General features: G+C 44.0%; 21 protein-coding genes. 9 read left to right on the forward strand and 12 right to left on the reverse strand.

Annotation, left to right across the window (positions count from 1 at the left end):
- From PJIAN_RS02390 to PJIAN_RS02400, 3 genes are all read right to left on the reverse strand, one after another.
- Complete coding sequence (locus PJIAN_RS02390; RefSeq protein WP_068701651.1) at positions 1 to 1452, reverse strand: S26 family signal peptidase; 1452 nt, start codon at positions 1450 to 1452, stop codon at positions 1 to 3.
- 137 nt (positions 1453 to 1589) lie between these two features.
- A complete protein-coding gene (dtd, locus tag PJIAN_RS02395; protein WP_068701653.1) occupies positions 1590 to 2042 on the reverse strand; it encodes a D-aminoacyl-tRNA deacylase in 453 nt (150 codons plus the stop codon).
- 39 nt (positions 2043 to 2081) lie between these two features.
- Positions 2082 to 2765: a Crp/Fnr family transcriptional regulator gene (locus PJIAN_RS02400; protein WP_172795559.1), complete on the reverse strand. Its 684-nt coding sequence runs from the start codon at positions 2763 to 2765 to the stop codon at positions 2082 to 2084.
- Between the two features lie 180 nt (positions 2766 to 2945).
- Here PJIAN_RS02400 and hcp point away from each other — a divergent pair, with 180 nt between their 5' ends.
- Together hcp and PJIAN_RS02410 are read left to right on the forward strand one after the other, a co-directional pair.
- Entirely contained in the window at positions 2946 to 4592 is a 1647-nt protein-coding gene (hcp, locus tag PJIAN_RS02405; protein ID WP_439951390.1) for a hydroxylamine reductase, read from the forward strand.
- 59 nt (positions 4593 to 4651) lie between these two features.
- A complete protein-coding gene (locus PJIAN_RS02410) occupies positions 4652 to 5356 on the forward strand; it encodes a DUF542 domain-containing protein (RefSeq protein ID WP_068701660.1) in 705 nt (234 codons plus the stop codon).
- On the opposite strand, the gene PJIAN_RS02415 is transcribed toward PJIAN_RS02410, so the two are convergent.
- From PJIAN_RS02415 to tsaD, 3 genes are all read right to left on the reverse strand, one after another.
- Positions 5353 to 6864: a potassium/proton antiporter gene (locus tag PJIAN_RS02415; RefSeq protein WP_068701662.1), complete on the reverse strand. Its 1512-nt coding sequence runs from the start codon at positions 6862 to 6864 to the stop codon at positions 5353 to 5355. The genes PJIAN_RS02410 and PJIAN_RS02415 overlap by 4 nt on opposite strands.
- Before the next feature lie 10 nt (positions 6865 to 6874).
- On the reverse strand, positions 6875 to 7165 hold the full coding sequence (locus tag PJIAN_RS02420; protein ID WP_068701664.1) for a GNAT family N-acetyltransferase: 291 nt from the start codon (positions 7163 to 7165) through the stop codon (positions 6875 to 6877).
- Positions 7166 to 7235: 70 nt separating this feature from the next.
- Positions 7236 to 8258, reverse strand: a complete 1023-nt coding sequence (tsaD, locus tag PJIAN_RS02425; RefSeq protein ID WP_068701666.1) for a tRNA (adenosine(37)-N6)-threonylcarbamoyltransferase complex transferase subunit TsaD — start codon at positions 8256 to 8258, stop codon at positions 7236 to 7238.
- An 839-nt stretch (positions 8259 to 9097) separates the two neighbouring features.
- Between tsaD and PJIAN_RS02435 the strand changes: the two genes are divergently transcribed.
- The 5 genes from PJIAN_RS02435 (at position 9098) to PJIAN_RS02455 (ending at position 13153) form a co-directional block, all read left to right on the forward strand.
- Entirely contained in the window at positions 9098 to 10252 is a 1155-nt protein-coding gene (locus PJIAN_RS02435) for a 1-acyl-sn-glycerol-3-phosphate acyltransferase (protein ID WP_068701670.1), read from the forward strand.
- A gap of 21 nt (positions 10253 to 10273) precedes the next feature.
- The gene (locus PJIAN_RS02440; protein WP_068701671.1) at positions 10274 to 10543 is read left to right on the forward strand and encodes a DUF4884 domain-containing protein; all 270 of its coding nucleotides are present in this window, start codon (positions 10274 to 10276) and stop codon (positions 10541 to 10543) included.
- A gap of 122 nt (positions 10544 to 10665) precedes the next feature.
- Positions 10666 to 11580, forward strand: a complete 915-nt coding sequence (locus PJIAN_RS02445) for an alpha/beta hydrolase family protein (protein ID WP_068701673.1) — start codon at positions 10666 to 10668, stop codon at positions 11578 to 11580.
- 429 nt (positions 11581 to 12009) lie between these two features.
- Entirely contained in the window at positions 12010 to 12558 is a 549-nt protein-coding gene (locus PJIAN_RS02450) for an REP-associated tyrosine transposase (protein ID WP_068701675.1), read from the forward strand.
- Between the two features lie 184 nt (positions 12559 to 12742).
- Positions 12743 to 13153, forward strand: a complete 411-nt coding sequence (locus tag PJIAN_RS02455) for a hypothetical protein (protein ID WP_153802456.1) — start codon at positions 12743 to 12745, stop codon at positions 13151 to 13153.
- Positions 13154 to 13459: 306 nt separating this feature from the next.
- Here the strand turns inward: PJIAN_RS02455 and PJIAN_RS14955 are convergent, their stop codons facing one another.
- From PJIAN_RS14955 to PJIAN_RS02485, 6 genes are all read right to left on the reverse strand, one after another.
- Entirely contained in the window at positions 13460 to 13861 is a 402-nt protein-coding gene (locus PJIAN_RS14955) for a P-loop NTPase family protein (RefSeq protein ID WP_068701679.1), read from the reverse strand.
- Between the two features lie 364 nt (positions 13862 to 14225).
- Positions 14226 to 17762, reverse strand: a complete 3537-nt coding sequence (gene nifJ, locus PJIAN_RS02465; RefSeq protein WP_068701681.1) for a pyruvate:ferredoxin (flavodoxin) oxidoreductase — start codon at positions 17760 to 17762, stop codon at positions 14226 to 14228.
- A 131-nt stretch (positions 17763 to 17893) separates the two neighbouring features.
- Positions 17894 to 19075, reverse strand: a complete 1182-nt coding sequence (locus PJIAN_RS02470; protein ID WP_068701683.1) for an AAA family ATPase — start codon at positions 19073 to 19075, stop codon at positions 17894 to 17896.
- Between the two features lie 252 nt (positions 19076 to 19327).
- Positions 19328 to 20713 carry an ammonium transporter gene (locus PJIAN_RS02475; protein ID WP_068701685.1) on the reverse strand — a complete coding sequence of 462 codons (1386 nt, stop codon included), beginning with the start codon at positions 20711 to 20713 and terminating at the stop codon, positions 19328 to 19330.
- Positions 20714 to 20786: 73 nt separating this feature from the next.
- Positions 20787 to 21143: a P-II family nitrogen regulator gene (locus PJIAN_RS02480; protein ID WP_068701687.1), complete on the reverse strand. Its 357-nt coding sequence runs from the start codon at positions 21141 to 21143 to the stop codon at positions 20787 to 20789.
- Positions 21144 to 21214: 71 nt separating this feature from the next.
- On the reverse strand, positions 21215 to 21949 hold the full coding sequence (locus PJIAN_RS02485; protein WP_068701689.1) for a TorF family putative porin: 735 nt from the start codon (positions 21947 to 21949) through the stop codon (positions 21215 to 21217).
- Between the two features lie 659 nt (positions 21950 to 22608).
- Between PJIAN_RS02485 and PJIAN_RS02490 the strand changes: the two genes are divergently transcribed.
- On the forward strand, positions 22609 to 23919 hold the full coding sequence (locus PJIAN_RS02490) for a SpoIID/LytB domain-containing protein (protein WP_068701690.1): 1311 nt from the start codon (positions 22609 to 22611) through the stop codon (positions 23917 to 23919).
- 109 nt (positions 23920 to 24028) lie between these two features.
- Entirely contained in the window at positions 24029 to 26341 is a 2313-nt protein-coding gene (gene tamL / locus PJIAN_RS02495; protein ID WP_068701692.1) for a translocation and assembly module lipoprotein TamL, read from the forward strand.
- The last annotated feature ends 4 nt before the right edge of the window (positions 26342 to 26345 follow it).

Here is a 26345-nt window from a genome sequence, read left to right on the forward strand (position 1 = left end):
TCAGTGTGTTGCCAGTTTGAAGAACCTGTTCCAGCGGATCTTACCAAGGAATGTCTTATCCTTATCGAGAGAGAGCCATACAAACAACGGCTGCCCTACAATGTGGTCTTCGGGTACAAAACCCCAAAAACGGGAGTCAGCCGATTTGTGGCGGTTGTCGCCCATCATCCAGTAATAATCCATTTTGAAGGTGTATGTTTTGGCCGGTTGTCCGTTGATATAAGCAACTCCGTTCTTTATCTGGAGCGTGTTATGTTCATAAGCTTCAATGATGCGTTGGTAAGCCAGAAGGTTGTCAGGTGTCAAAGCAATAGTGGCGCCTTTCTTCGGAATCCAAAGCGGACCGTAGTTGTCGCGTGTCCAGCCCTTGGTATTGCCCAACGGGAACACATCTCCACCCATGATTGAAGGTTCGGTAAGGATGGAGCGAATATTACGGTATTTTTTGAGAAGCAGATATTTTTCATGCGTCAAAGGAAGGCAGTAAACCGGGTTGACTTTGCCGTTCGGGGCAAGTTTATATCCCAACTGGCGCATAATATCATCTCCGTATGTCTGAGTCAGCAATGTGCGGTCATCGTTGCTGACGCCAAGTTCTTCAAACTGTTCGTCGGTCAGCAAGCTGCCATCGGTTTGAATCCAGTAGTTGTACTGAACACCCGGATGGTCGTATACAATCTTTCCATTGATATACACTTGGTTGTTAATGATTTTCAGCGTTTCGCCCGGCAAGCCAATACAGCGTTTCACGTAGTTTTCGCGTTTGTCGACAGGGCGGTACATCATTTTGCCGTAGTATGATTCTTTGGCTTTTACAATGTCACGACCGAAACGATAACACATTTCGGGTGTTGGCTTCATATCAGGCGCCTGCTGTTTCAGGAATGAAAGACCTTCCTGATAGCAATTGGAGTAATAATCAGGGTTTTGTTGCAAAATGGTAATCGTATCACCGGCAGGGAAGTTGAACACGACAATATCGCCACGTTTCACATGACCAGTTCCCAACAGACGTTTGTAAGGCAACTGCGGAGTTTCAAAATACGATTTGCAATTGAATACTGGCAATGTGTTTTGTACCAGAGGAAAAGATAGTGGTGTGTTGGGCACGCGGGGTCCATAAGCTACTTTGGATACAAAAAGGAAATCGCCTACCAGCAACGATTTTTCAAGCGAAGAGCTCGGTATCTGATAGTTCTGGAAGAAAAACAGGTTGATGATATAGACGGCAACCAAAGCAAATACGATTGCGTCCACCCAGCTCATCACCGTTCTTACAGTCGGATTTTTGCTTTCTCTCCACCATGTCCAGGGTATTTTTTTTGTGATATAAACGTCGAAAATGAAAGGAAGCAGCAGCAATATCGGCCACCAGCCGATCCATACTGTAAACAAAATGCAGAAGAGAGCTGCAACGCCGAATTTAATCCATTGTTTAAGTGGTTGTTCCATGCCAAGATAATTATTTCGTTTGAGGCGATTCAATAAAGTGAATCAGAATGAGTTGCAAAAGTACAAAAGAAAGAGGAACTTACAAGCAGTTTTCGGAAAGCTCACTCTTAACATTTCTCAAAATCAGGTGTTTTTGCTTATTCGCGTAAGTGTGAATCAATAAAAATTGTTACCGGTCCGTTATTTAGCAGTTCAACCTGCATGTCGGCTGCAAAGATTCCCGTTTGCACAGGCTTGCCTAACAGTGATCTTACATTTTCGCAAAATTGTTCGTACATCGGGACTGCAAATTCATGTTTGGATGCTCTGATATACGAAGGACGGTTGCCTTTCTTTGTAGATGCCATAAGCGTAAATTGACTGACAATCAGAATGCCTCCGTTGATGTCTTTAACGGATCGGTTCATCACTCCGTCTTCATCGTCGAAAATGCGGAGATTGACCAGTTTGCCTGCCAGCCACTGACTGTCGTCAGGAGTATCCGTATCTTCTATGCCCACCAACACCAATAAACCTTCGCCTATTTTTCCTGTCACCGTTCCTTCTACTGTCACCGATGCATGTTTAACTCTCTGAATAACAAGTCTCATTTGTGCGTATTCTGTTTTTACAATCGTAAATTATGTCTGTTACCCTTCCCTGGCCGCCATTTGTTTAAGGGCAACGGCGTTGACAACCGTTACTTTTTTCTTCTCGACATGGATAATGCCGTCGCTCACCATTTCCCCGATGGCACGGGCAAGTGCCGGGCGAGTCACTCCGAAACGATCGGCGAGCGCCTGCTGACTCTCTTCCATCTGGAATTCGATGCCAGGAACAGATGCCAGTTTCTCAACAAAATAAGAAGCCAGTTTCTTTTTCATTGTGCCGAATTGCAGGAAGCGTATTTTTTGGGTCAGGAATTGGGTCTGGTCGGAAATCATGCGAAGAAAGTTGTTCAACACCGTGATGTGCTGTTGCAGCAATTTACTGAAACTCTCCCGACCGATAACCATCAGCGTCAGATCGGTCATCGCAGTAATATCGACCGGAAACTCGTTGCGCGCGGCATAGATAAAGGCCGGAGCCAGAATGTCGGGAGCCGTGAGGGTGGCAATCGTTACCAGCTTACCTGCCGGATCGGTCATGTCGCTGCGGACTGTGCCATCCAGAATCATCATCAACGAACGGCACGGATCGCCCTGCAAGGCCACCAAATCGCCTTTGGCATAGCAGACTTCCTTATAGTTGCCTTCCAGAATCTCTTTCAGTTCTTCGGTGGCTAATCCCTTAAACAAAGGGCTTTCCTTGGTAATTATTGCAATATCCTTCATTGTTTCAACTTTGGATGAGTGACAAAAATACGCTTTTTTGGCCTCAAGTAGACTATTTGGCCGTTTAAAATTCGGAGTTGTAACATAGGTTACAATTTTTGCCTTTTGCCCTTCCATACCTTTGTCGTACAAAAAACAACGAAATCAACTAATCAATCGTAAATTATAAATCATTCAATTATGTCAATGTTTTGTTATCAATGTCAGGAAGCCGCAGGCGGCAAGGGATGTACACTGAAAGGTGTGTGTGGAAAAGATGATCAACTCGCCGGTTTGATGGACGTGCTGATTTATGTCACTAAAGGAATCGCCGTTATCAACAGTGAAATGAAAAACTGTTCGGCCGATACAAGTAAAGCCGATCATTTCATCCTCGATGCTTTGTTTTCGACCATCACCAATGCCAATTTCGACAAAGAAGCTATCAAAGATCGCATTACCAAAGGACTGCAATTGAGAGACGAACTGTTGAAAGAAACCGAAAGCTGTCCGGTCGATTTTGATGAATATCCTCAGGTAAGCGTTCAGCTTACTCCCGATCAATACGAATCATTTGCTCCTTCGGTGGGCATTCTGAAAGAAGAAAACGAAGATGTCCGTTCGTTGAAAGAATTGGTAATGTACGGACTGAAAGGGCTTGCTGCTTACGCTCATCACGCCCTCAACCTCGGTAGCGAAGACGAATCGATTTATACTTTCATGTCGGACGCTTTGGCTCAGGTCTCACGAAACGACAACAGTGTCGACGCCCTGGTTGCGCTTACCCTTCAGACCGGTGAATACGGCGTAAAAGGAATGGCACTGCTCGATGCAGCTAACACCTCGCACTATGGCAACCCCGAAATTACCAAGGTAAATATCGGAGTAGGAACCAACCCGGGTATCCTCATCAGTGGTCACGACCTGAAAGATATCGAAGAACTGCTGGCTCAAACCGACGGCACCGGCGTGGATGTGTACACCCACAGCGAGATGCTTCCGGCTCACTATTACCCTGCTTTCAAGAAATACAAACACTTTGTGGGTAACTACGGTAATGCCTGGTGGAAACAGAAAGACGAGTTCGAAACCTTCAACGGTCCGGTGCTCTTTACCACCAACTGTATCGTTCCTCCTTCGTCGAAAGCAACGTACAGCGACCGCATCTACACTACCGGTTCGGCCGGACTGCCCGGCGCAACTCACATTGCCGACCGCGAACAGGGTGGCCAAAAAGATTTCTCGGTTATTATCGAACATGCCAAGAAATGCGCTCCTCCTCAGGAAATTGAAAAGGGCGAAATCGTGGGTGGATTTGCACACAATCAGGTGATGGCATTGGCCGACAAAGTGGTGGATGCCGTAAAGACAGGCGCTATCAAGAAATTTGTGGTGATGGCCGGTTGCGACGGTCGTATGTCGGCTCGCGGATACTATAGCGACTTTGCAAAGGAACTTCCGAACGACACCGTTATTTTGACTGCCGGTTGTGCCAAATACCGCTACAACAAACTGGAACTGGGTGACATCGGCGGTATTCCCCGCGTACTCGATGCCGGACAATGTAACGACAGCTACTCATTAGCCGTTATCGCTCTGAAACTGAAAGAAGTATTCGGACTGGAAGATATCAACGAACTGCCAATCGTCTATAACATTGCATGGTATGAACAAAAAGCGGTGATCGTGTTGCTGGCTCTCCTTTATCTCGGAGTGAAAAACATCGGCCTCGGCCCGACATTGCCCGCATTCCTCTCTCCAAACGTAGCAAATGTTCTTGTAAATAATTTCGGTATCAGAGGTATCTCTACCGTCGAAAACGATATGCAGAACTGGATCAACAACTAACCAAGATCTTTTTCCGGGGTGCGGTGAGAGCCGCACCCCACTTATTCAAACAAACAACTATGGCAACATCAGTAGGCGAAATGGTTCGCCAAAATCCAAAATTAGCAGAAGTATTTACCCGTTTGGGTATTGATTTTTGCTGTAACGGTCACGACTTACTGGAAGAAGCCGCCCGCAAAGCAAATGTGGATGTTGAACTGGTAAAGAAACAACTGGAGACGCAACCTGAAGTAGAAGCGGTAAATTTCAATTATGACGCGATGAGTCTGTCTCAATTGATCGACCATATTCTGGGTTATCATCACGAATATATTTACAAATCAAGCGATTATATATTGTCGGTTTTGAATAAAGTGTATGACCGGCATGGAGAAAACCACCCGGAACTGGAACAGATTAAATATCTGACCGGATCTATTTTGGGAGAATTACCCATCCATCAGCACAAGGAAGAGATGATTCTGTTTCCTTACATCAAAACGCTGGACAGCGGAGTAATAAGCAACGATTCTTGCTTCGGCACGGTGGAAAATCCTATTTCAGCGATGGAATCAGACCATGTGGCTACCGGAAAAATGTTGTTCTCCATTCGCGATTTGTCCAACAACTTTACGCCGCCGGAAGATGCATGTGTGTCATTCGAATTGCTTTACAAATTGTTGAAAGCAATGTTTGAAAACATACAGCAACACATCCATCTGGAAAATAATTTGTTGCACCCGAAAGCTATTGCTCTTGAGAAGAAATTGAAAGAAGCCGTTTAACTCTCTTTCTTCTCTTTGGGGGCATTAAAACAGTCGGTTAACTGGTCGATGGATTCCGCATCGTCGGCCATGACGTAGATGACGTCACCTGCATGAAGCCGTGTTGCACCGTCGGAAATAAAGAATTTATTTCTGCGTTCGACCAGTGCAATGATGATAGTAGGAGGAAGTTTCAGGTCGACAATGGAGTGGCCGATACAATTGAAGTGAGGTTCGACGGGAATTGCCTTATAAACCGACTTGGTTTCCCAGGCCTGCTCCAGATCAAGTACCGATTTTTTCTTACTGCTCACAGGTACGCTTAGTTTCAACCACTTTGCCACCAAAGGCAGACTCGTTCCCTGAATAAGCACGGAAGTGACGGAAATAAAGAAGACTAAGTGAAAGATGCCATTCGATTTGTCTACAGACGCGATCATCGGATAAGTAGCAAGCACAATCGGCACCGCACCCCGCAAGCCCACCCACGACACGAACAACTTCTCCCGGGTGTTTATTTTGAAAAAATGGAGGGTAATAAAAACGCTCAAAGGACGGGCAATAAGAATCAGAAATGCGGAAATGAGTAAGCCCAGGCCGATTAGTGGCATAATAGCGCTTGGAGTTACCAGTAATCCCAGCGTGATAAACATAATAATCTGCATCAACCATGCCTGGCCATCGAAATGTTTGGTCAGGCTTTTTTTGTGAATAAAATCGGTGTTGCCCAGCACGTAGGCCGACAGGTAAACAGCCAGAAAGGCATTGCCCCCGATGAAATCGGAAAAGGAAAATACCAGCAATACCATGGTAATGAGCAGTACCGGATAGAGACCTTCGGCTTCAAGCCGTATCCAGTTAAAGATGCGATGCATTGCCAACCCGGCTGCGTAGCCCACTACTCCTCCCAAAATCATCTGTTTGAAGAAAACTGCAATCAAAACTATCCAGTTGGCATCTTTTACCGTCAACAGGTAGGTAAAAGAGAGAGTCAGAATGTAAGCCATCGGGTCGTTACTGCCGCTTTCCAGTTCCAACAAAGGTTTCAGGTTGCCTTTCAGTCCGATGCTGCGCGAACGAAGAATGGAGAAAACCGCCGCCGCATCGGTCGACGAGACGATGGCCCCGATCAGCATTCCTTCTACCAAGGACCAGCCGGTTACCCATGAAACAAACCATCCCACGACAACTGCGGTAAGAATTACTCCCAGCGTGGAGAGCGTGAGTCCCTGCCAAACAATGGGTTTGATGTCTGCTTTGCGGGTTTCGAGGCCACCCGAAAAAAGGATAAAGCTAAGTGCGATTGCACCTACGAATTTGGTGATTTTAGGGTCGTTGAATACGATTCCTCCGGGGCCATCCTGCCCGGCGAGCATTCCTACAAGGAGAAAGAGCAAAAGCGTAGGAATGCCAAATCGGGTTGTCTTGCTTGCCAGCAGGCTGACAAAAAGCAGGATCGACCCGATTAACAGAATATTATCGAGCGTAATGTTCGAAAATAGTGGGGCGGTAACGTCTGATAGCACCATCCGGGATCAGTTAGTCTTCGTTTGATAAATCGGTTAGCGGTTGATAGATGGGATGCCGGTCGATAAATACTTTTACGAACGGACAGGTCGGTATCACCTTCAAATCGTTTTCCGTTGCGTAATCGAGTGCAAAACGGGTTAGTAGCGAACCTATGCCCCTTCCTTCCAACGGCTTCGGAACCAGCGTATGATGCAGATCCAAAGTGCCGTCACCGCGTACATAGTCGATGTGAGCCAGATGACCTTCGAGCGAAAGTTCGAATCGGCTCTTTTGTTCGTTGTGAATAATAGTGTGTTCCATATCCTTAATATTTACCGTTTAATGCAAATATAAGGCCAAAAAGGACGTTCGCTGCGGGGTTCGGTGAATTTTATCCGATCACTGCTTTTGCAAAAGGAGGAAGAGCGATGTCGCAATATTCACCTTTCTGGAACTTGTAATAACCGGTAATGGCAATCATTGCAGCGTTGTCGGTGGTGAAAGAGAACTTCGGGATATAGACATTCCAACCGTATTTTTCACCATGTTCCACAAAAGCGTTGCGCAGTGCCGAGTTGGCCGAAACTCCTCCGGCTACAGCCACTTCATTGATTCGTAATTCTTTGGCTGCTTTGCGTAGTTTCTGCATCAAAATATCCACCACAGTACTTTGCAGCACGGCACACAAGTCATTTTTGCGTTCTTCGAGGAAATTCGGATTTTTCTTCAGCTCGTCACGAATCATGTACAAAAACGAAGTTTTCAATCCGCTGAAACTGTAGTTGTAACCCTCTATCGACGGTTTGTTGAGCGTGAATGCTTTCGGATCGCCCTCTTTTGCCAGGCGGTCAATTACCGGACCGCCGGGGTAAGGAAGCCCCATCACTTTGGCGCACTTGTCGAATGCTTCACCGGCCGCGTCGTCGATGGTTTGCCCGATCACTTCCATCTCGAAGTGCGATTTAACCAGTACTATTTGCGAATTGCCGCCCGAAACAAGCAAGCAAAGGAAAGGAAATTTTGGGGGATTGAAAGGCGTATCTTTCTCCTGGATAAAATGAGCCAGCACGTGTCCCTGCAAGTGGTTAACATCCACCAACGGAATATTCAGCGACTGCGAGAATCCTTTGGCAAACGAAGTGCCGACTAACAGCGAACCCATCAGGCCCGGGCCACGGGTAAAGGCCACAGCGCTCAGGTCTTCACGTTTGATACCGGCACGGTTCAATGCGGCATCTACCACAGGAATGATGTTTTGCTGGTGTGCACGCGACGCCAGTTCGGGCACTACGCCACCGTAAGCTTTGTGCACATCCTGATTGGCTGTTACGTTCGACAACATAACGCCATTTTGAATAACTGCGGCAGAAGTGTCGTCGCAGGAAGACTCTATACCTAAAATTGTGATATCCATATTAGTTGCTGCTAAGAATCAAAATATTCGCATCGCAAAAGCCCATCAACGAGCCCCGACACGAAAAGCAGTGCAAAGTTACGATTTTTTGAATGAATAGGCGGAATCTACTGACCATAATATAGTAATTACGCATTTAAGATTTTGAAAAGGGGTTTCCACCCCTGTGACCCCGACTTCCTTTTTGTCTTGCCACAAAAAGGAAGCAAAAAGGTCAAGGCTATGCCCGCTTCGCTCAAAAAACCGGCGTTCGTCAAGCTAAATTGTCCAAACTTGTCCCTTCCTTTCGTCAGGAGCTTCAAACAATGGACAATTTTACGCTTGCCTCTCTTGTTTTTTGGCTCTCCGGACAAGGCCGATCCCAATCTGACGTAGCAACATTTATAAATTAGAACTACATATTTCCGCTGCTTATAAGGATTTTATTCACAGTTTATAATCGTTGCATGCATCCTGCCTTTTCTGCAACATTGCATTTTGAATTCGTTTTACATGTCAGCCCCTTCTCCGTGGTTAATCTCAGAACTTAACAGCACTATAGGAGGGGCGTTAGCCCTATTGTCTTGGTAGCAAATCCAACGGCGCAACAAGAGTGAGGGGCGTAGCCCTGATATCTGTATTTGAATTTCGGTGTAAAAAGACATCAGAGCTACACTCCTTTGGTTTCATTCAATGCCAAGTTCTACCAAGAGTACAGGGTTACACCCCTATAAATCAGGCTTGAAAAGCCCGATCTTAATACAACCTGAAAGGTTAGACAAGTTTCAAACAATGTCTTTTTTCACGAATCGTCATATAATTCGTATCTTTGTACATCATCAAAAACAGCAAGCCCGACTATGGAAAATCATCCTGAACAGTTTGACGACATTTGCCCGCTGCACAGCAACCAGGTGCCCGAAGCGGTAAAAAGTTTACTTTCAGAACCCAACTTTGTAGGAGTTTTACAATATCTGTTCCCCCAGATTCCGCTCGAAAAGGTTATTGCGCTTTTTCAAAGCGTCCAAACCGTAGACGATTTTCAGCGTAAGATCGACTATCCGTTTCTGAAGCAACTCGAAGCGAAGACAAGCAAAGGAATCGATCTGGAAGGAGCCGAAAAACTGGACAGATCGATCAATCATCTCTTTATCTCGAACCACCGGGATATCGTGCTCGACTCAGCTTTTCTGTGTGTTGAACTGATCGATGCCGGCTTCGATACCGTCGAAATTGCCATCGGCGACAACCTGTTGATTTATCCCTGGATTGAAACGTTGGTACGCCTGAACAAGAGTTTTGTGGTGCGTCGCGGCGTAAGCGGACGCGGACAATTGCAGGCCTCGCAGCATTTGTCGCACTACATGCGTTATGCCCTGAGTGATAAGCATCAGTCCATCTGGCTGGCACAACGCGAAGGACGCGCCAAAGACGGAAACGACCGCACACAGGAGAGCCTTTTGAAAATGCTCAACATGTCGGGCGAAGGTTCTATTACCGACAACCTGAGCAGCCTCAATATCTGCCCGCTGACCATCTCGTACGAATACGATCCGTGCGACTACCTGAAAGCGAAAGAATTTCAACAAAAACGGGATAACCCCGAATATAAGAAAAGCCCCGCCGACGACCTGCTCAACATGCAGACCGGCATTATGGGCTACAAGGGTAAAATCGTCTATCGTCTTGCCGGAAACATTGCCGACCGCATCAAAGCCATGCCGGCTCTACCCCGCGGCGAACAGTTTGCTGCTGTTGCACAACTCATCGACAGCCTTATCCACAGCAATTACGAGATTTACGACAACAACCGGATTGCCTACGACCAGCTCAATCCTGACAAAAAAACAGGCGGTTATACGCCGGAAGCCGAAGCTGCATTCCTGAAATATATCGACGAACGTATCGCTAAAATTGATCTGCCCGACAAAGACGAGCATTTTTTGCGATTCAAACTGTTCGAAATGTATGCCAATCCACTTGTAAATCAGCTGGAAGCATTGCAAAAGAAATAATCAAAAGCATATCTGCAAAAAATGAAACGAACAATTATATTGTCCCTGTTAGCCATCCTTTTGCTCGGTGGCTATTCTTGCTCCGTGCAAAACCCACTGGCATCTACCAAAGCCGATAATAACAAATCGTACGAAGTAGAGTATTTGTTTGAGCACGATGGTTGCAAAGTGTACCGCTTTATGGATAAAGGTCATTATGTCTATTTTACCAACTGCAAGGGCGATGTCACCAGCATAGAAAATGATTCTACCCGTGTACGCGTAATGAACGCAAAATCCATTTCGAAGTAAATTTTCCTCTCCGGTCAGATGTATCTGTCGGAGGATTCTATTATCACCGTTGGTTTCAACCGGCGGATGGCAATATTGAGTTTGTTCATCATTAACCTATAACCTTAAAAGTCTAATTTGTCATGAAGAAAATCTATTCTTTTGTTATGCTTATGGCATTTGCAGCCCTTAGTGTGCCGAACCCGGCATTTGCACAGGGAGCTGCTCCTGCAAGTTTACCAACATCCAGAGTGGTTGAAGATGGTGGCACCGGCTCTTATAGCGCCATTATGCTTACCGAAAGCTCGCTGCCTACTCACACAGTTTTCCGTCCCAAACATTTGAGCGCATTTGGCGACAAAAACAAATTGCCCATTATCGTCTGGGGAAATGGAGCTTGTGCAAACTCTCCCTGGGAACATATCAACTTTTTATCGGAAGTGGCCTCGCACGGTTTTTTGGTAGTTGCCATTGGACCTATGCCTCAGGAAGGACAGCGTGGTGGCGGGAAATCAACTTCGTCGCAAATGATTGATGCCATTAACTGGGCCATTGCTCAAAACAGCGATAAGAATAGCCCCTATTACAACAAAATTGACATTACGAAGATTGCAGTAAGCGGCATGTCGTGTGGTGGGCTGCAAACACTCGAAACAGCTCCCGATCCGCGCGTAACAACGGCAGTGATCTGCAATAGCGGCATTCTGGGCGATGCCGGAAGCGGAATGAGTGGTATGCCTAACCTCAAAAAAGACCACTTACTGAAATTGCACACGCCTACACTCTATATTCTGGGTGGCGAAACTGACATTGCGTATAATAACGGGATGGACGATTTTAAACGCATCAATCATCTTCCGGTTTTTGTTGCAAATATGAATGTCGGTCATGGCGGAACCTACAGCAAACCCCATGGTGGAGAATTTGCAAAGGTTGCAACAGCCTGGTATTTATGGCAATTAAAAGGCGATGAAGAAGCCGCTAAGATGTTTAAGGGTAATCCGGCAGGACTTTCAAAATTTCCGGAATGGAAAGTTGAAAAGAAAATGTTGCCTTAATTCTTTCTTCTAATAACGACAGAAATGGAACAAAAAGAGAGCGATAGCGTAAAAAGCTGTCGCTCTCTTTTCGTTTATGCAACTTATTCACCGCACTCTGGAATAAAGTCCGCATAAAATGCGAAAATAACGTCATTTATTCTCCGCATTCTTATTTTTTTGCCCTTGCTGTCGCAAGTATATAAAAATAGCCGATTCTCGTTCAAGCTACACTGCGTTAAGCTCGAACGTAAAGTTTGTATTGATTCGTTTCACGGATTGTGGTTAGAAACCACCCTGATGATAGGCGCCTAATGGCGCAAGCATGGCAGATTGACTAGTTCAAGTTTTCGGCGATAGCCGTAACTTGGACTGGAAAAATAACCAAGTTGTACTTGGTTGAAAGTTGAAAACTTTCTTTTATATTTGCACTTAACCAGCAGATTAGCTATGAGCCGTAAGTACAAATTTTACAAACCGGATGGGGTTTACTTTGTGAGTTTTGCAACTGTAAACTGGATAGATGTGTTCACTCGTCGTGTATACAAAGATATTGTAGTGGAAAGTCTCAATTACTGTATTCAGGAAAAGTGCTTAATAGTGTATGCTTGGGTTATTATGAGTAATCATGTTCATTTGGTAATTGCCAGTAAAGCCGGGGCATTGGAAGATGTTATGAGAGATTTGAAACGACATACATCGAAGGCCATACTAAAAGAGATAGAAGATAATCCACAGGAGAGCCGAAAGGAATGGATGCTTTGGATGTTCAGACGGGCAGGAGAGAAGAATTGCAACAACTCGAAGTATCAATTCTGGCAACAGCACAACCAACCGGAAGAACTTGGAAGAGAAGCGTATGATATTGATCGTACCATAGCCTATATTCACGAAAACCCTGTACGAGATGGCTTTGTCGATCGTGCAGAAGAATATCCGTACAGCAGTGCCGTCGATTTTGCAGGAGGCATAGGTCGGGTTAATATTGAGCCGGCATAATAAGTGGTTACAAACCTCTCTGGTTGAGCTGCGCTGATTTTCGGTTGTGGTTGAAAACCACTCTGATTTCCAGCACAAGATACCGCTTCGCTCAATCTTGCGCTAAACATCAGGCAAACTTGGAACAAAAGGTGTACTTCCAAAGTATCTCCCTCATCATATATAAATTACAAACACATTCTAAATGAAAAAGAATATACAATTTGAAAGTTTAATTCTAATGTTTCTTCTTTTGCTGACTGCCGGATGCAAGAAAGCAGAAGTTAGAACAGATCCGCGAAAAACTATTCTTGGTAAATGGGAAATTATTCAAAAAGGAAATTGGCCAGATATGGAGACGTCCATAGCAACCGGCTATACCGAATATTGTCAAGATAGTGTAATCCGTTTTTTTGATTATAAATCTAATCAGTACATTTCTAATGATAAATATTATTTAAGTGATGCTATAATGTATATATACTATAAACGCGAAGATGGATTTATGGTACCTATAGAATACAAATATGAATTTTTTAATGATAATCAAAATCTTCGACTTGATATTCAAGCTTTTGCAATTACTAACACATGTATTTACAAACGCATAAAATAACTAGCTATTGATAACCTCTAAAATCACGCCTTATGAAAAATATTATTCTTGCCTGTCCCGTCGGATTTAGCTATAGCTGATTGTTAACTAAGAGTCAGCGACATTAGGAGCTAATTATTATCCGATAATATAAATCGGAGCCGTTTGCTTAATTTCATCGAGACAAATTAGCATTGCGCATTAATCCAACTGGCATAACCCTCCTATATACCCCTGATGGCGCAAGCATGACAGATTGACTAGTTCAAGATTGGAGCGAAGCGGTATCTTGGACTGGAAAATTAACTAAGTTGTACTTGGTTGTGGTTACAAACCACGCTGGTTATGGGCACAGGTTACGCTATCGCTAAACCTGCGCCAGCAGGGGCTAAACATCAGGCAAACTTGGAACAAAAGGTGTCTTCTAGCTACAGCGCCTTTACTGCCAAACTCTGCACTATCAAAATCAATGGTTTGGTTTCTCCAACCATCAAAATCAGATCTATATCTCTCCATCACACCTAATCTGCCTGCAGAAATATACCTAATCTTTTTCCCATTTAAATGAATATTAAGACTAGTCTTTAACCCTCTAAGTAGTTGGGTTTTTCCTGAGCCATTCGGTCCTAAGAAAGTCGTAATTCCATTATACACTTTAATCGTTCTGTTTTGAACGTTAGGAATTCTTGATTGAGCAAAATTTATCGTTACGTCAAAGGGAAAATGCATATCATTGTTTTTTTATTATTACTAACAACTTATATCGGCACCTAGGTGTCCTTATATACACTTTAGTTTATTGCTGTTTTCCGTACCGGCGGATTTATCTATCGCTGATTGCTTAGATTCATCGAGACAAATTTGCATTCCGCATTAATCCAACTGGCATAACCCGCCTATATACTGCCTTTTGGCTCTCACTATTTCCGCTTCAAATCTACAAATTTGTTTTCAAAACGAATGCTTTTTAGTTAATATTCTTTTTGTCTGACACTGCATTCTGCTTATTCATCGTAAACAAAAACAAAGCCGGTCGCCACAATTAAGTGACGACCGGCTTTTATTATCGTTCCTTTTCAGGAATCTAAGGATCTTATTCGGCAGAGGCCATGCGTTTGTAGCCTTTGTAACGCCATTTAGCGTTGTCTTCGGCTGCCTGGAACAATTCTGCTGCTTCAGCAGGATATTGCTTCATCAGTGAAGCGTAACGTACTTCACCCTTGAGGAAGTCCTGGAATTTCTCCCATTGCGGCTCTTTAGAGTCGAGAAGGAACGGATTCTTTCCTTCTTCTTCCAACTGAGGATTGTAACGCCACAAGTGCCAGTAACCGCATTCTACGGCTCTTTCCGATTCTGCCTGGCTCTTACCCATACCGGCTTTCAAACCGTGGTTGATACAAGGAGAATAAGCGATGATAAGTGATGGTCCTGGGTAAGCTTCTGCTTCGCGGATAGCTTTCATTGTCTGAGCCTGGTCGGCACCCATTGCAATCTGAGCTACATAAACGTAACCGTAAGTAGTTGCCATCAGACCGAGGTCTTTTTTGCGTACACGTTTACCCGATGCAGCAAATTTAGCGATAGCACCCACAGGAGTAGCTTTTGAAGACTGACCACCTGTATTTGAGTATACTTCGGTATCCAAAACGAGGATGTTTACATCTTTACCGGTAGAGATTACATGGTCGAGACCACCGTAACCGATATCGTAAGAAGCACCGTCACCACCAATGATCCACTGGCTGCGTTTTACGAGGAAGTTTCTCAATTCAAAGATTTGTTCGCAGGTATCGCATTTGTCTTTACCAGCTTCAACAACCGGAATGATCTTTTCTGCCAATACTTTGGTCTTTTCAGCATCCAGTTTGTTGTCGATCCATTCCTGGAACAATGCTTTTGCTTCGGCAGGAGTTTCTTCCGAAGCAATTGCTGCGGTGAACAAGTCAGTAAGACGTTCGCGCATTTTCAGGTTAGCCAGTTCCATACCCAAACCGAATTCGCAGAAGTCTTCGAACAGTGAGTTAGCCCAAGCAGGACCCTGACCGTTTGCGTTGGTTGTATAAGGAGTTGAAGGAACAGAACCAGAGTAGATAGAAGAACATCCGGTCGCGTTAGCAACCATTTCGCGATCGCCATACAACTGTGTAAGCAGTTTTACATACGGAGTTTCACCACAACCTGAACAAGCGCCGGAGAACTCAAACAACGGAGTTGCGAACTGAGAGTTCTTCACGTTAGCCTTGATGTCAACGAGGTCTTGTTTGCTCTTCACGTTATTAACCAGGTAATCCCAGTTAGCAACTTCGCCCATCTGGCTTTCGAGGTGTTTCATTGTAAGAGCTTTACCACCCTTCTTAGGATTGCCCGGACAAACGTCAACACAGTTACCGCAATCCATACAGTCGAGAACGTCAACCTGGATACGGAAAGTCATGCCTTCGAAAGATTTACCAACGGCTTTCAATGAAGCGAAGTTTGCACCTTTTTGTTCTTCGGCATCCAATACGAACGGACGGATAGAAGCGTGAGGACAAACGTAAGCACATTTGTTACACTGAATACAGTTTTCAGGATTCCATTCAGGAACGAAAGCTGCAACACCACGTTTTTCGTATTTAGATGTTCCCTGATGCCATGTACCGTCTTCGATGCCTTTGAAAGCAGAAACAGGCAACAAGTCACCATCCTGAGCGTTGATAGGACGAACCACTTCGTTGATGAAAGCAGGATCGTTGTTTGTTGCAGCAGCGTCATCAGCCAGATTAGCCCATGCAGCATCAACAGTCAGTTGTTTGTATTCGCCACCACGGTCAACCGCAGCGTAGTTTTTGTTTACAACGTCTTCACCTTTTTTACCGTATGATTTTACGATAAATTTCTTCATCTGTTCTACAGCCAGTTCAGCAGGAATTACACCTGTGATGCGGAAGAATGCAGACTGAAGGATGGTGTTGGTACGGTTACCCAAACCGATTTGCTGAGCAATTTCGGTAGCGTTGATGTAGTAAACCGAGATATTGTTTTTAGCGAAGTATTTCTTCACTTTAGCCGGCAGATTCTTAGCCAGTTCTTCACCATTCCAGATGGTGTTCAACAGGAAAGTTCCGTTTTTACGCAACCCACGTGTTACGTCGTACAGATTCAGGTAAGCCTGAACGTGGCAAGCAACGAAGTTAGGCGTATTTACGAGGTAAGTAGAACGGATAGGTTCGTCACCGAAACGAAGGTGAGAACAGGTGAAACCGCCCGATTTCTTAGAGTCATAAGCGAAATAAGCCTGGCAATATTTGTTGGTGTTATCACCGATAATTTTGATCGAGTTTTTGTTTGCACCTACTGTACCGTCAGCACCCAAACCGTAGAATTTAGCTTCGTACAAGCTTGCGCCACCCACTGCGATTTCTTCTTCCTGAGGAAGAGAAGTGAAGGTAACATCGTCAACAATACCGATAGTGAAGTGGTTCTTAGGTTCCGGCAAAGCGAGGTTGTCATAAACAGCCAAAATCTGAGCAGGAGTTGTATCTTTTGAACCTAAACCGTAGCGACCGCCTACAACAACAGGAGCGTTTGCATCGCCGTAGAAACAATCTTTTACGTCGAGGTACAAAGGTTCGCCGTTTGCACCCGGTTCTTTTGTACGGTCGAGAACAGCAACACGTTTAGCTGTTTTAGGAACTGCAGCAAGGAAATGTTTTGCAGAGAACGGACGGTAGAGGTGAACTGCAACCATACCCACTTTTTCGCCTTTAGCTGTCAGGTGGTCGATGGTTTCGCGGATAGCTTCTGTTGCAGAACCCATAGCGATGATAACGCGGTCAGCATCAGGAGCTCCGTAATAATCGAACAAACCGTATTTGCGGCCAGTGATTTTGTAGATTTCGTTCATGTATTCTTCTACGATAGCAGGAACTGTTTCATAGAAGCTGTTAGATGCTTCGCGGTGTTGGAAGAAGTGGTCAGGGTTTTCGGCCATACCACGTGCTACCGGTGAGCTGGGGTTCAACGCACGGGTGCGGAAGTCAGCCAAAGATTTCTGGTCGATCAGCGGAGCAAGATCTTCGTTAGCCAAAGCTTCGATTTTTTGAATTTCGTGAGAAGTACGGAAACCGTCGAAGAAATTCATAAAAGGAACGCGTGATTTCAAAGTTGCAAGGTGAGCTACACCGGCCAAATCCATCACTTCCTGTACAGAACCTTCACACAACATGGCAAATCCTGTCTGACGACAAGCCATCACATCCTGGTGGTCGCCAAAAATGCTCAAAGCGTGAGAAGCCAAAGCACGTGCAGAAACGTGGAATACCGAAGGCAACAACTCTCCGGCAATTTTATACATATTTGGAATCATCAACAGAAGACCCTGTGATGCAGTAAAGGTAGTTGTAAGCGCACCGGCTTGCAACGAACCGTGAACAGCACCGGCAGCTCCTGCTTCCGATTGCATTTCTTCTACTAATACGGTTTCACCGAAAATGTTTTTTCTGCCGGCGGCAGACCATTCGTCAACATATTCGGCCATAGTTGACGATGGCGTAATCGGGTAAATGGCAGCCACTTCGCTAAACATATACGCGATGTGGGCAGCGGCCTGATTACCGTCACAAGTCAAAAATTTCTTGTCTTTTGCCATAATTGTGAATTAATTAGATATGAATGTGATTGAGTTAAAATAAAAATATGGTCAGGTATCGTTCTTAGGTCAACAACTTCGCTTTTGTTACAAAACGAACAAATCACTCCATCCGCAAAAGGATAAAGTGATCAGTACAAAAATCCGAACAGCCACAAAGGCACCACCTTCTTAGAGCCTACTTCAATCTTATCGATTGCATAGTAGTAATCAGGCTTGAATTTCATTCTGCTATCACTGTCGGCAATAACAAACTGAAGGGAGTGATCGACCAGAAACTGGGCGTCGCGATTGCCTTTATTCAATTTATGATCTTTGTACAACACATTATAAAAGAACGTTTCGCGCTGTGCCTGCAAGTCTACGTTTCCCGGTGTAATGGCATGCATCAGATTTGTATTCTGCATATAAACCATTGCCGGTTTTTTGGGAAATTCATCTCCCTCGGCATACAACAGGTTAAACAAACGGGCATCGCTCAGGTATTTGATATAATTCATTACCGTAGCACGCGATATATTTATTTCAGTACTGAGCTGGCTCACATTGGGCACACTGGGAGCCGTACTGGCTATCAGATAAAGCAACTTACGAATTTTGGGCAGATATTTGAGTTCTATCTGTTTGATAAACAAAACATCCACCTCGAGCATCATGTTCATCGTCTTCAGCAGGTTTTCCGAAAAATTTCTCTTTTCCAGGAAAAACGGAGCAAAACCGTGGTGCAAATAATTTTGAAAATAGGCCAATGGCTTAACTTTGGCAACAATTTCAGATGCTATTTCGACGTGGTTCTTCAGAATATCGTCGAGAGTATACGACCTGAAATGCGTGTCGGCCATCAGGTTCAGGTATTCCCGAAACGAAAATCCCCGTAGGTTGTACGATTTCACGCAGTCGCGCAGCAAAGGATTTTCTTCTTTCAGTCGCATTACCGACGAACCCGAAAAGACAATATTCAAATCCGGTATCTTGTCGTAACATTCACGCAAATCTTCTGACCAGTTAGGCAATTTGAATACCTGATCGATCAAAAGCGTACGCCCTCCGACTTTGCAAAATTCATCGGCAAAATCGTACAGGGAGCAGGTTGTGAAATAAAAATTGTTGAGATTGATATACAGGCAGGAACGATCGTCGGCACCAAAACGCTGCTTGGCATATTCGAGCAGAAAAGTGGTTTTGCCCACTCCCCGGCTACCCTTAATGCCTATCAAACGATGATTCCAGTCAATCTCGTCCATCAACTGACGTTGCACGGGCGATTCAACATGTTCAACCAGATACTTATGTGTTCTGAATAGCGCTTCCACATCAAAATTTTTGAACGACAAAGATAGTACCTTTTTTCCGAATTTGTCATCTCCACATTACAAAATAATCTCATTTTTGCTAAATTAGGCTATACAATCAGGCTTTGGTTTTAGATATACAGTTTGTATGCAGAAAAAGAAAAATAATTAAGTGATAGCCAAAAAACAAAGGGCATCTCACTTTCATGAGATGCCCTTGTATAACTCCCCTCCGACGCTCTGCCGGCGGGAAGTTTTAGGAAGCAGTTATTATCAATCGAAGTAGGTATAACCTGTTTCGGCATGTTGTGTTTCATCCAAACCTACAGCCTCTTCTTGTTCGGTTGCACGAACACCAATTGTAACCTGTACGATTTTGAACAGGATGAATGTTCCGATAGCTGTGTAAGCAATAGTTGCGCCAACAGCTGCCAACTGAATAAGGAACTGGTGAGCGTTGCCATAGAATGCACCACTGTAAGCCGACTGAATAAAAGGAGTTGCAAACAAACCTGTAAACAATGCACCGAGAATACCACCGATACCGTGAACACCGAATGCATCCAAAGCATCATCGTAACCCAGTTTCGGTTTTACGTAAGCCACCATGAAGTAGCAAACCAACGCAACGGCAATACCAATTGCAAAAGCACCCGTTACATCAACAAACCCGGCAGCCGGAGTAATGGCAACCAAACCTCCAACAGCTCCTGTGCAGATACCAACCACTGTCGGTTTTTTCCCAACAAACCAATCCAAAATCGCCCACACAAAAGCAGCAGTTGCAGTTGCAAGGTTAGTTACCAGAAATGCGCTACCGGCCAAACCGTCGGCAGCCAAACCGCTACCTGCATTGAACCCAAACCATCCGAACCAAAGCAGAGCGGCTCCAATTGCTACAAAAGGAATATTGTGAGGAGGCAGAGCATGACCTTCATAGTCGCGACGTTTACCAAGCATCAAAGCAGTAACTAAAGCAGCAATACCGGCATTGATATGAACTACAGTACCACCTGCAAAGTCTAATGCACCCAGTTTGAACAACCAACCGTCAGCAGACCATACCCAGTGAGCTACAGGGTTGTACACGAACAATGCCCACAGAACTGTAAAAACAAGGAATCCTTTGAATTTGATACGTTCGGCAAAAGCACCAATGATAAGCGCTGGAGTAATCACGGCAAACATACACTGGAACATGATGAACACAAGGTGAGGAATTGTTCCTGTCATTTCAGGAGCTCCGTTTACAATATGGCCTGTAGGCTGAGAGTGAGAAATAAAGTACGGGCTCAGATCACTCGGTTTAATTCCATGAAGGAATGACCAGTCGAAACCTCCGATAAAAGGAGCCAAAGCCCCTTTTGAACTACCGAAGGCCCAACTGTATCCAACCATCACCCATTCTATACTGATTACAGCGGTAATAATGAAACACTGCATCAAAACGCTCAAAATATTTTTACGACGAACCAAACCACCATAGAAAAGAGCCAAACCCGGAATGGTCATCAATAATACCAATGCGGTTGCAACAATCATCCATGCTGTATCTCCCGAATCCACTTTCGGGGCAGGAACTGCAGCAGCTCCTTGTGCCAGTACCGGCAAGCTAAACAACGTCAAAAAAGCTGTCAGAGATAAAAGTATCTTTTTCATTTGTATGTAATTTAATTTTTATAATTATGAACCTAAAGCAGAATTGTTTACACTCCTACGGTTCCATTTCAGTTTAATGGTCGTTCTCTTTGTTATATAATGCTTCAGGACCATTTTCTCCGGTACGGATACGATAGGTAGCTTCAATGTCTGAAACAAATATTTTACCATCTCCCATTTCTCCGGTACGACCCGAATTCACAATTGCATTTACAGTCTTTTCGAGGTTCTGGTCGCGTACAACGATCGACAACATTCTGCGTTGAATGTAACTTGACTGAAAAACCTGTCCTCTTACGATTTGTTCTTCTGTAGATTTACCCAAACCTACAATATCCCAATAGGAGAACCATTCAATTCCGGCATCATACAATGCTTTTTTGACATCTTCAAATTTTGATTTCCGGATAACTGCTTCAATTTTTTTCATACATTAAAAAATTAAAATTTGGTTTTGTAACCGGAGGCCTGATGAGCATCATCCTCCGGCGCATTTCTTTATTACAATGTAATACCTGCTACGAAGAAGGCTTTTTCGGCCTGAGGATTTGCTCCGATAATTCCATAAACCGGGAGGCTGAACGAATCGGAGAATTTGATTTCCTTGGACACCTTAAGTCCGAGATTAATAACCGAGAAGCCACTGTTATAATAGTTGGGGCTATCAAACAATGATGCTCCCATAAAGGCTTTTACATTAGAGGTAATAGGCAATCCGAGTTCTACATAGGTTGAAAATGCCTGTTTTCCGTCGACTTTCTTGTCAGCGCCATAAAACATAGTGTTCCATGCAATTGACAAGGGAAATGATTTTGTTCCGCCATAAGCCAGGGTACCTTCAAACACATGGCCGGTTTTGCCACTAGTATAATTAAAGTATCCTACGCTGGCATCGTTTCCGTTATTCCAGTTGTAGTCTGTAAGGGTGATTGATAATGCACTGGGCAAAGACAATGTTGCATACAGGTCAACTTCCTTTACATTGCCCGAAAATGCGTATGAACCCCAGGCTCCGATGCTGAATGCACCATTTGTATAAGAAACGGTAGGCTGGATATTGGGAGAACCGCCACGTGAGCCTTCCTGAGCTACACCACGCCAAACATACGAACTAACTACATCAGCACTAACACTGAAACTTCCACCTTTAGAATCCTGAGCAGAGGCAGATACTGCTACTGTTGCCAACACCACGCCCAAAAGGCATTTTGCGATCGTCTTGTAAGATACTTTCATAATCAATTTTGTTTTGGAAAATTAATACTACGAGTTCACATCTCATTTGCCTGATGATTCAAAATACTCTTTGAACTACGAACGGTGTCGGATCCTTAACATCTGTCGCGCCAAATTTCATTTGTCTTTTCAACAACCCTCACTTTCATCTGCACATTCTATCAAGCCTTCTAAGCCTGTTAAACCACTACACAATCTTTTTTGCACTCAATTTTTCTCAATTATTCTACCTGAAAAAGGATCACCTTCGCCATTTCAGATCTAAACTATTGTCTCTGAATTTTGTTGATTACCTTTTCGTATTATCTACGTTGCAAATGTAAACATGATTTTCATATTAGCAAAGCATAATGATATTTTATTTGCATTTTTATTGTCTTTTTGTAAGCTCAAATAAATTTATAATGTCTTTTTGCTTTATTTACAAGGGTTTTTCTATCATGGCAATTTCTAATTTTTTTTGATCGAACTAAAAAAAAGTGTCGTTTTAACACCGTAAACGGCTTTAAACCTGCCATTTTGAATGTTTTTTAGGGGTATAAATCGTCATATTTTTCGTGAATTACCAAATTCAATGTTCATTTTGTCATTTTTTTTCATTCATTTTGAGGAATAAAAATGTATAACTTTGCCCGCATAATTCTAACTTATTTCTACCTATGAAAGAGCCAATAGTGAATGTCGGCATTATGTTTGAAGAAGTTATTAACTTTGAGTTTCATGGAGAATACTGTTGTGAATCGACCGGAGCAACGCTAACCGGTTTACACACAGCTTCTTTTAAAGAAGGAAAAATTCTGTATGACAATCAGTTATTTGACGTTTTGGTTTTCGAACCTACAAACTACAATACCGACTGCGTGGAGTTGAAAGATGTGGTGATTGGCATCAATTTCCACTGGGAACGGAAAGAAAACCAACAGTTTAAGGGCGGATTGAAGCTCATCGTGGAAAACGGCAAGCTGACCGCCATCAATCAAATTGGGGTCGAGTCGTACCTTACGAGTGTAATTTCGTCGGAAATGAGCGCTACCAGTTCGCCCGAACTGCTCAGAGCTCATGCCGTAATCTCTCGTAGCTGGTTGCTGGCGCAAATTGAGAAGAACAAATCTTTGGAAGAAACTTCTCTTTACCAATCGACCTTCAGAACCGATGACGAACTGATTAAATGGTATGACCGTGAAGATCATACGTTGTTCGACGTGTGTGCCGACGATCATTGCCAGCGTTATCAGGGAATTATCCGCCAAAATGATGCGGTGGCACTGGCTATCGAAGCTACCCGCGGCCTGATTCTGGAATACGACGGGAAAATTTGTGACGCCCGCTTCTCAAAATCGTGTGGTGGAGTCACTGAAAAATTCGAAAATTGCTGGGAACCGGTTGCTCACGACTATCTGACCGTACTGCGTGACACTCCGGAAGAAAACGATTTTGAAGATCTGACAGACGAAGCGACTGCCGAAAAATGGATCCGTACCGACCCTCCGGCATTTTGCAACACGCATGACAAAGAGGTTTTATCGCAGGTACTAAACGACTACGATCAGGAAACGACCGATTTTTACCGTTGGAAAGTAACGTATGCTCAACAAGAACTGTCTGCCTTGATTACCAAACGATCCGGAATCGACTTTGGAGAAATTATCGACCTGATTCCTGTTGAAAGAGGCACTTCGGGACGTTTAATCAAATTGAAGATTGTCGGCACCAAACGCACAATGACCATCGGCAAAGAACTTGAAATACGAAAATACCTCTCGACGTCGCACCTTTACAGTTCCGCTTTTGTCGTAGACAAATCAGGTAACGGCAGTGTTCCTGAAAGTTTTACGCTGACAGGTGCCGGATGGGGTCACGGTGTGGGGCTTTGCCAGATAGGAGCAGCAGTGATGAGTTCGAAAGGTTATCCTTACGACAAAATACTGCTACACTATTTCAAAGGAGCCGATTTGGTAAAACGATATTAGAAATGTACAGAGTGATAGATTTTTGCTAATTTTGTAAACATCTTAGTATTCTTCCGTAATTTCCGAAATTGTACTCTCCGCAAAGAGTAACCGCTTTATTGTGATACAAATGAAATGTCTCCGATTATATAAAATAGTCTTAGCTCTGCTGATTGTCGGCTGTAGCAGCACCAAGTACGTACCGGACGGACAATACCTGCTCAATAAGGTTAAGATTGTATCTGACAATAAAAGCATCAACAAAGAGTCGCTGAAACCTTATCTCAGGCAAACGCCCAACCAAAAGGTTTTCAGTGCTTTCAGGTTACAACTCGGGGTTTATAGTCTTTCGGGACGAGACACTACCAGCTGGTGGAACAACTGGCTGAAACGTGCCGGAGAAAAACCGGTGATTTACGATGAAACGGCTGCAGAACTATCACGAAACGAATTGAATAAAGAGATGGTCAACCGTGGCTATGCAAAAGCCACGGTTCAGACCATTGCCGAAAAGCACAAGAAAAAAATCAATCTGACCTATAAAATTACATCGGGCGAGCCTTTCAAAATTGAGAATTTCAAGATAGAGATTCCCAACGATTCGCTGCTGAAAGCCATCAATTCGCAAAAAGATCCTTATGTCCCGACGATAAAAAAGGGAATGATTTTTGATATAAATGCCCTTGAAAAGGAGAGAACCGATTTGACCGCTTTCCTTAAACAACGGGGATTTTATACTATTACAAAGGACCATTTCCATTTTCTGGCAGATACAACTTCGGGCAACCTGAAAGCCAATGTGTCGTTAAAACTTCGTGCCGGACTGGCAAGCAATGACTCTATTGCCCGAAAATTACTTTCCAGAAAGATCATTAAGAATGTGACGTTTTTACTGACAACCACTGAGCGGACGCAGGCATATACTGCTGGCACCAACCGCGACACAAGAGAAAAACTGGATTCGCTATGGTATGACGGTTACCGCTTCTTATTCAGCAAGCGCCCGCTTATTTCATGCAACTCTCTTATATCGAACACATTTATCTTCCCCAACTCTTACTACAACGATAAGATGGTGGAGGAAACCTATGCTGCCCTGAATGCTCTTCCTCCGGTAAAATATGTCAATGTGGTTTTTCGTGAACGGACAAACGACACGATGGATTGCATCATTGTAATTAATCCTGACAAAAACCAATCATTTACGGTCGATGTGGAAGGCACCAACTCCGGCGGAAATTTCGGCGTTGCAGGCGATTTCTCCTACCAGCATCGCAACATCTTCAAAGGGGCTCAACTGTTCAAATTCCATGCCCGTTATTCGTACGAAGCCCTGGGTAGCCTTTCTAACCTCTTCTCGTACAATGCAACCGAACTCGCCACCGACGTATCGGTGAAATATCCTACCTTCCTGTTCCCCTTCCTTGGACAGGAATTCAAAAGAGGAATCAATGCCTCTACGGCATTTACCATTGGGTATAACTATCAGATACGTCCCGAATTTACACGAACGCTTGCAAATGTTGGAATCAAATATGCCTGGAGTCGGAAAAACCTGTTCTATACGTTCGATCTCCTCAATTTCAACTACATCTATCTTCCATCGGACCGTATCTCGGCTGATTTCAAAAAAAACTATCTGACCAACTCTTCGCCTTTGGTTTACAGCTATCAAAGTCAGATGATTTTGCGCACGGGGATCAGCATCAACTACAATAGTCAGCGCGGAAAAAAAACAGGTGGAAATATCACCAACTGGAGATTAGGCATTTCAGAAGCCGGCAACCTGTTAAATGCTCTGTGTGGTGTGCTTAACTCCCGTCGCGACTCAGTGAATCATTACCGTATTTTCAACCTTCCTTTTGCGCAATATGTAAAAGGAGATTTCGATTTCTCCTACAATCAGGAAATTACCAAAGACAACCATCTGGTCTATCACCTTGCGTTAGGAGTCGCCTGTCCTTACGGGAATGCTCAAATTATTCCTTTTGAAGAACGGTATTATGCGGGTGGTGCCAACGGTATCAGAGGATGGTCATCGTATACACTCGGTCCGGGCTCGTATTACAACAAAGACACGGACGGGAAAATCGATTTCGTGAACAAAATCGGTGACATCAACCTGCTTGCCAACCTTGAATACCGGTTCAAAATGTTTTGGATTTTTGAAGGAGCTGCCTTTACGGACGCCGGAAATATCTGGACAATAAAAAATTACAGCGATCAGCCGGGAGGTTTCTTCAGACTTTCTGAGTTTTACAAACAAATTGCCTGGAGCTACGGTCTTGGATTGCGCATGAACTTCAACTATTTTGTACTAAGATTCGACTTCGGGTACAAATTGTTCAATCCGGCTAATGGAGGCGGCGACAAATGGATACGCCCCATGACAAACGTCAAAAAAAACATGAATATGTTTTTTGCTATCGGTTATCCATTCTAAATCC

The organism is Paludibacter jiangxiensis (genome assembly GCF_001618385.1).
Lineage (GTDB): Bacteria > Bacteroidota > Bacteroidia > Bacteroidales > Paludibacteraceae > Microbacter > Microbacter jiangxiensis.

What these genes read in the sequence shown, in the direction of transcription:
- PJIAN_RS02390 (WP_068701651.1), bottom strand. Translation starts at nt 1,452, where the DNA reads ATGGAACAACCACTTAAACAATGGATTAAATTCGGCGTTGCAGCTCTC.
- dtd (WP_068701653.1), bottom strand. Translation starts at nt 2,042, where the DNA reads ATGAGACTTGTTATTCAGAGAGTTAAACATGCATCGGTGACAGTAGAA.
- PJIAN_RS02400 (WP_172795559.1), bottom strand. Translation starts at nt 2,765, where the DNA reads ATGAAGGATATTGCAATAATTACCAAGGAAAGCCCTTTGTTTAAGGGA.
- hcp (WP_439951390.1), top strand. Translation starts at nt 2,946, where the DNA reads ATGTCAATGTTTTGTTATCAATGTCAGGAAGCCGCAGGCGGCAAGGGA.
- PJIAN_RS02410 (WP_068701660.1), top strand. Translation starts at nt 4,652, where the DNA reads ATGGCAACATCAGTAGGCGAAATGGTTCGCCAAAATCCAAAATTAGCA.
- PJIAN_RS02415 (WP_068701662.1), bottom strand. Translation starts at nt 6,864, where the DNA reads ATGGTGCTATCAGACGTTACCGCCCCACTATTTTCGAACATTACGCTC.
- PJIAN_RS02420 (WP_068701664.1), bottom strand. Translation starts at nt 7,165, where the DNA reads ATGGAACACACTATTATTCACAACGAACAAAAGAGCCGATTCGAACTT.
- tsaD (WP_068701666.1), bottom strand. Translation starts at nt 8,258, where the DNA reads ATGGATATCACAATTTTAGGTATAGAGTCTTCCTGCGACGACACTTCT.
- PJIAN_RS02435 (WP_068701670.1), top strand. Translation starts at nt 9,098, where the DNA reads ATGGAAAATCATCCTGAACAGTTTGACGACATTTGCCCGCTGCACAGC.
- PJIAN_RS02440 (WP_068701671.1), top strand. Translation starts at nt 10,274, where the DNA reads ATGAAACGAACAATTATATTGTCCCTGTTAGCCATCCTTTTGCTCGGT.
- PJIAN_RS02445 (WP_068701673.1), top strand. Translation starts at nt 10,666, where the DNA reads ATGAAGAAAATCTATTCTTTTGTTATGCTTATGGCATTTGCAGCCCTT.
- PJIAN_RS02450 (WP_068701675.1), top strand. Translation starts at nt 12,010, where the DNA reads ATGAGCCGTAAGTACAAATTTTACAAACCGGATGGGGTTTACTTTGTG.
- PJIAN_RS02455 (WP_153802456.1), top strand. Translation starts at nt 12,743, where the DNA reads ATGAAAAAGAATATACAATTTGAAAGTTTAATTCTAATGTTTCTTCTT.
- PJIAN_RS14955 (WP_068701679.1), bottom strand. Translation starts at nt 13,861, where the DNA reads ATGCATTTTCCCTTTGACGTAACGATAAATTTTGCTCAATCAAGAATT.
- nifJ (WP_068701681.1), bottom strand. Translation starts at nt 17,762, where the DNA reads ATGGCAAAAGACAAGAAATTTTTGACTTGTGACGGTAATCAGGCCGCT.
- PJIAN_RS02475 (WP_068701685.1), bottom strand. Translation starts at nt 20,713, where the DNA reads ATGAAAAAGATACTTTTATCTCTGACAGCTTTTTTGACGTTGTTTAGC.
- PJIAN_RS02480 (WP_068701687.1), bottom strand. Translation starts at nt 21,143, where the DNA reads ATGAAAAAAATTGAAGCAGTTATCCGGAAATCAAAATTTGAAGATGTC.
- PJIAN_RS02485 (WP_068701689.1), bottom strand. Translation starts at nt 21,949, where the DNA reads ATGAAAGTATCTTACAAGACGATCGCAAAATGCCTTTTGGGCGTGGTG.
- PJIAN_RS02490 (WP_068701690.1), top strand. Translation starts at nt 22,609, where the DNA reads ATGAAAGAGCCAATAGTGAATGTCGGCATTATGTTTGAAGAAGTTATT.
- tamL (WP_068701692.1), top strand. Translation starts at nt 24,029, where the DNA reads ATGAAATGTCTCCGATTATATAAAATAGTCTTAGCTCTGCTGATTGTC.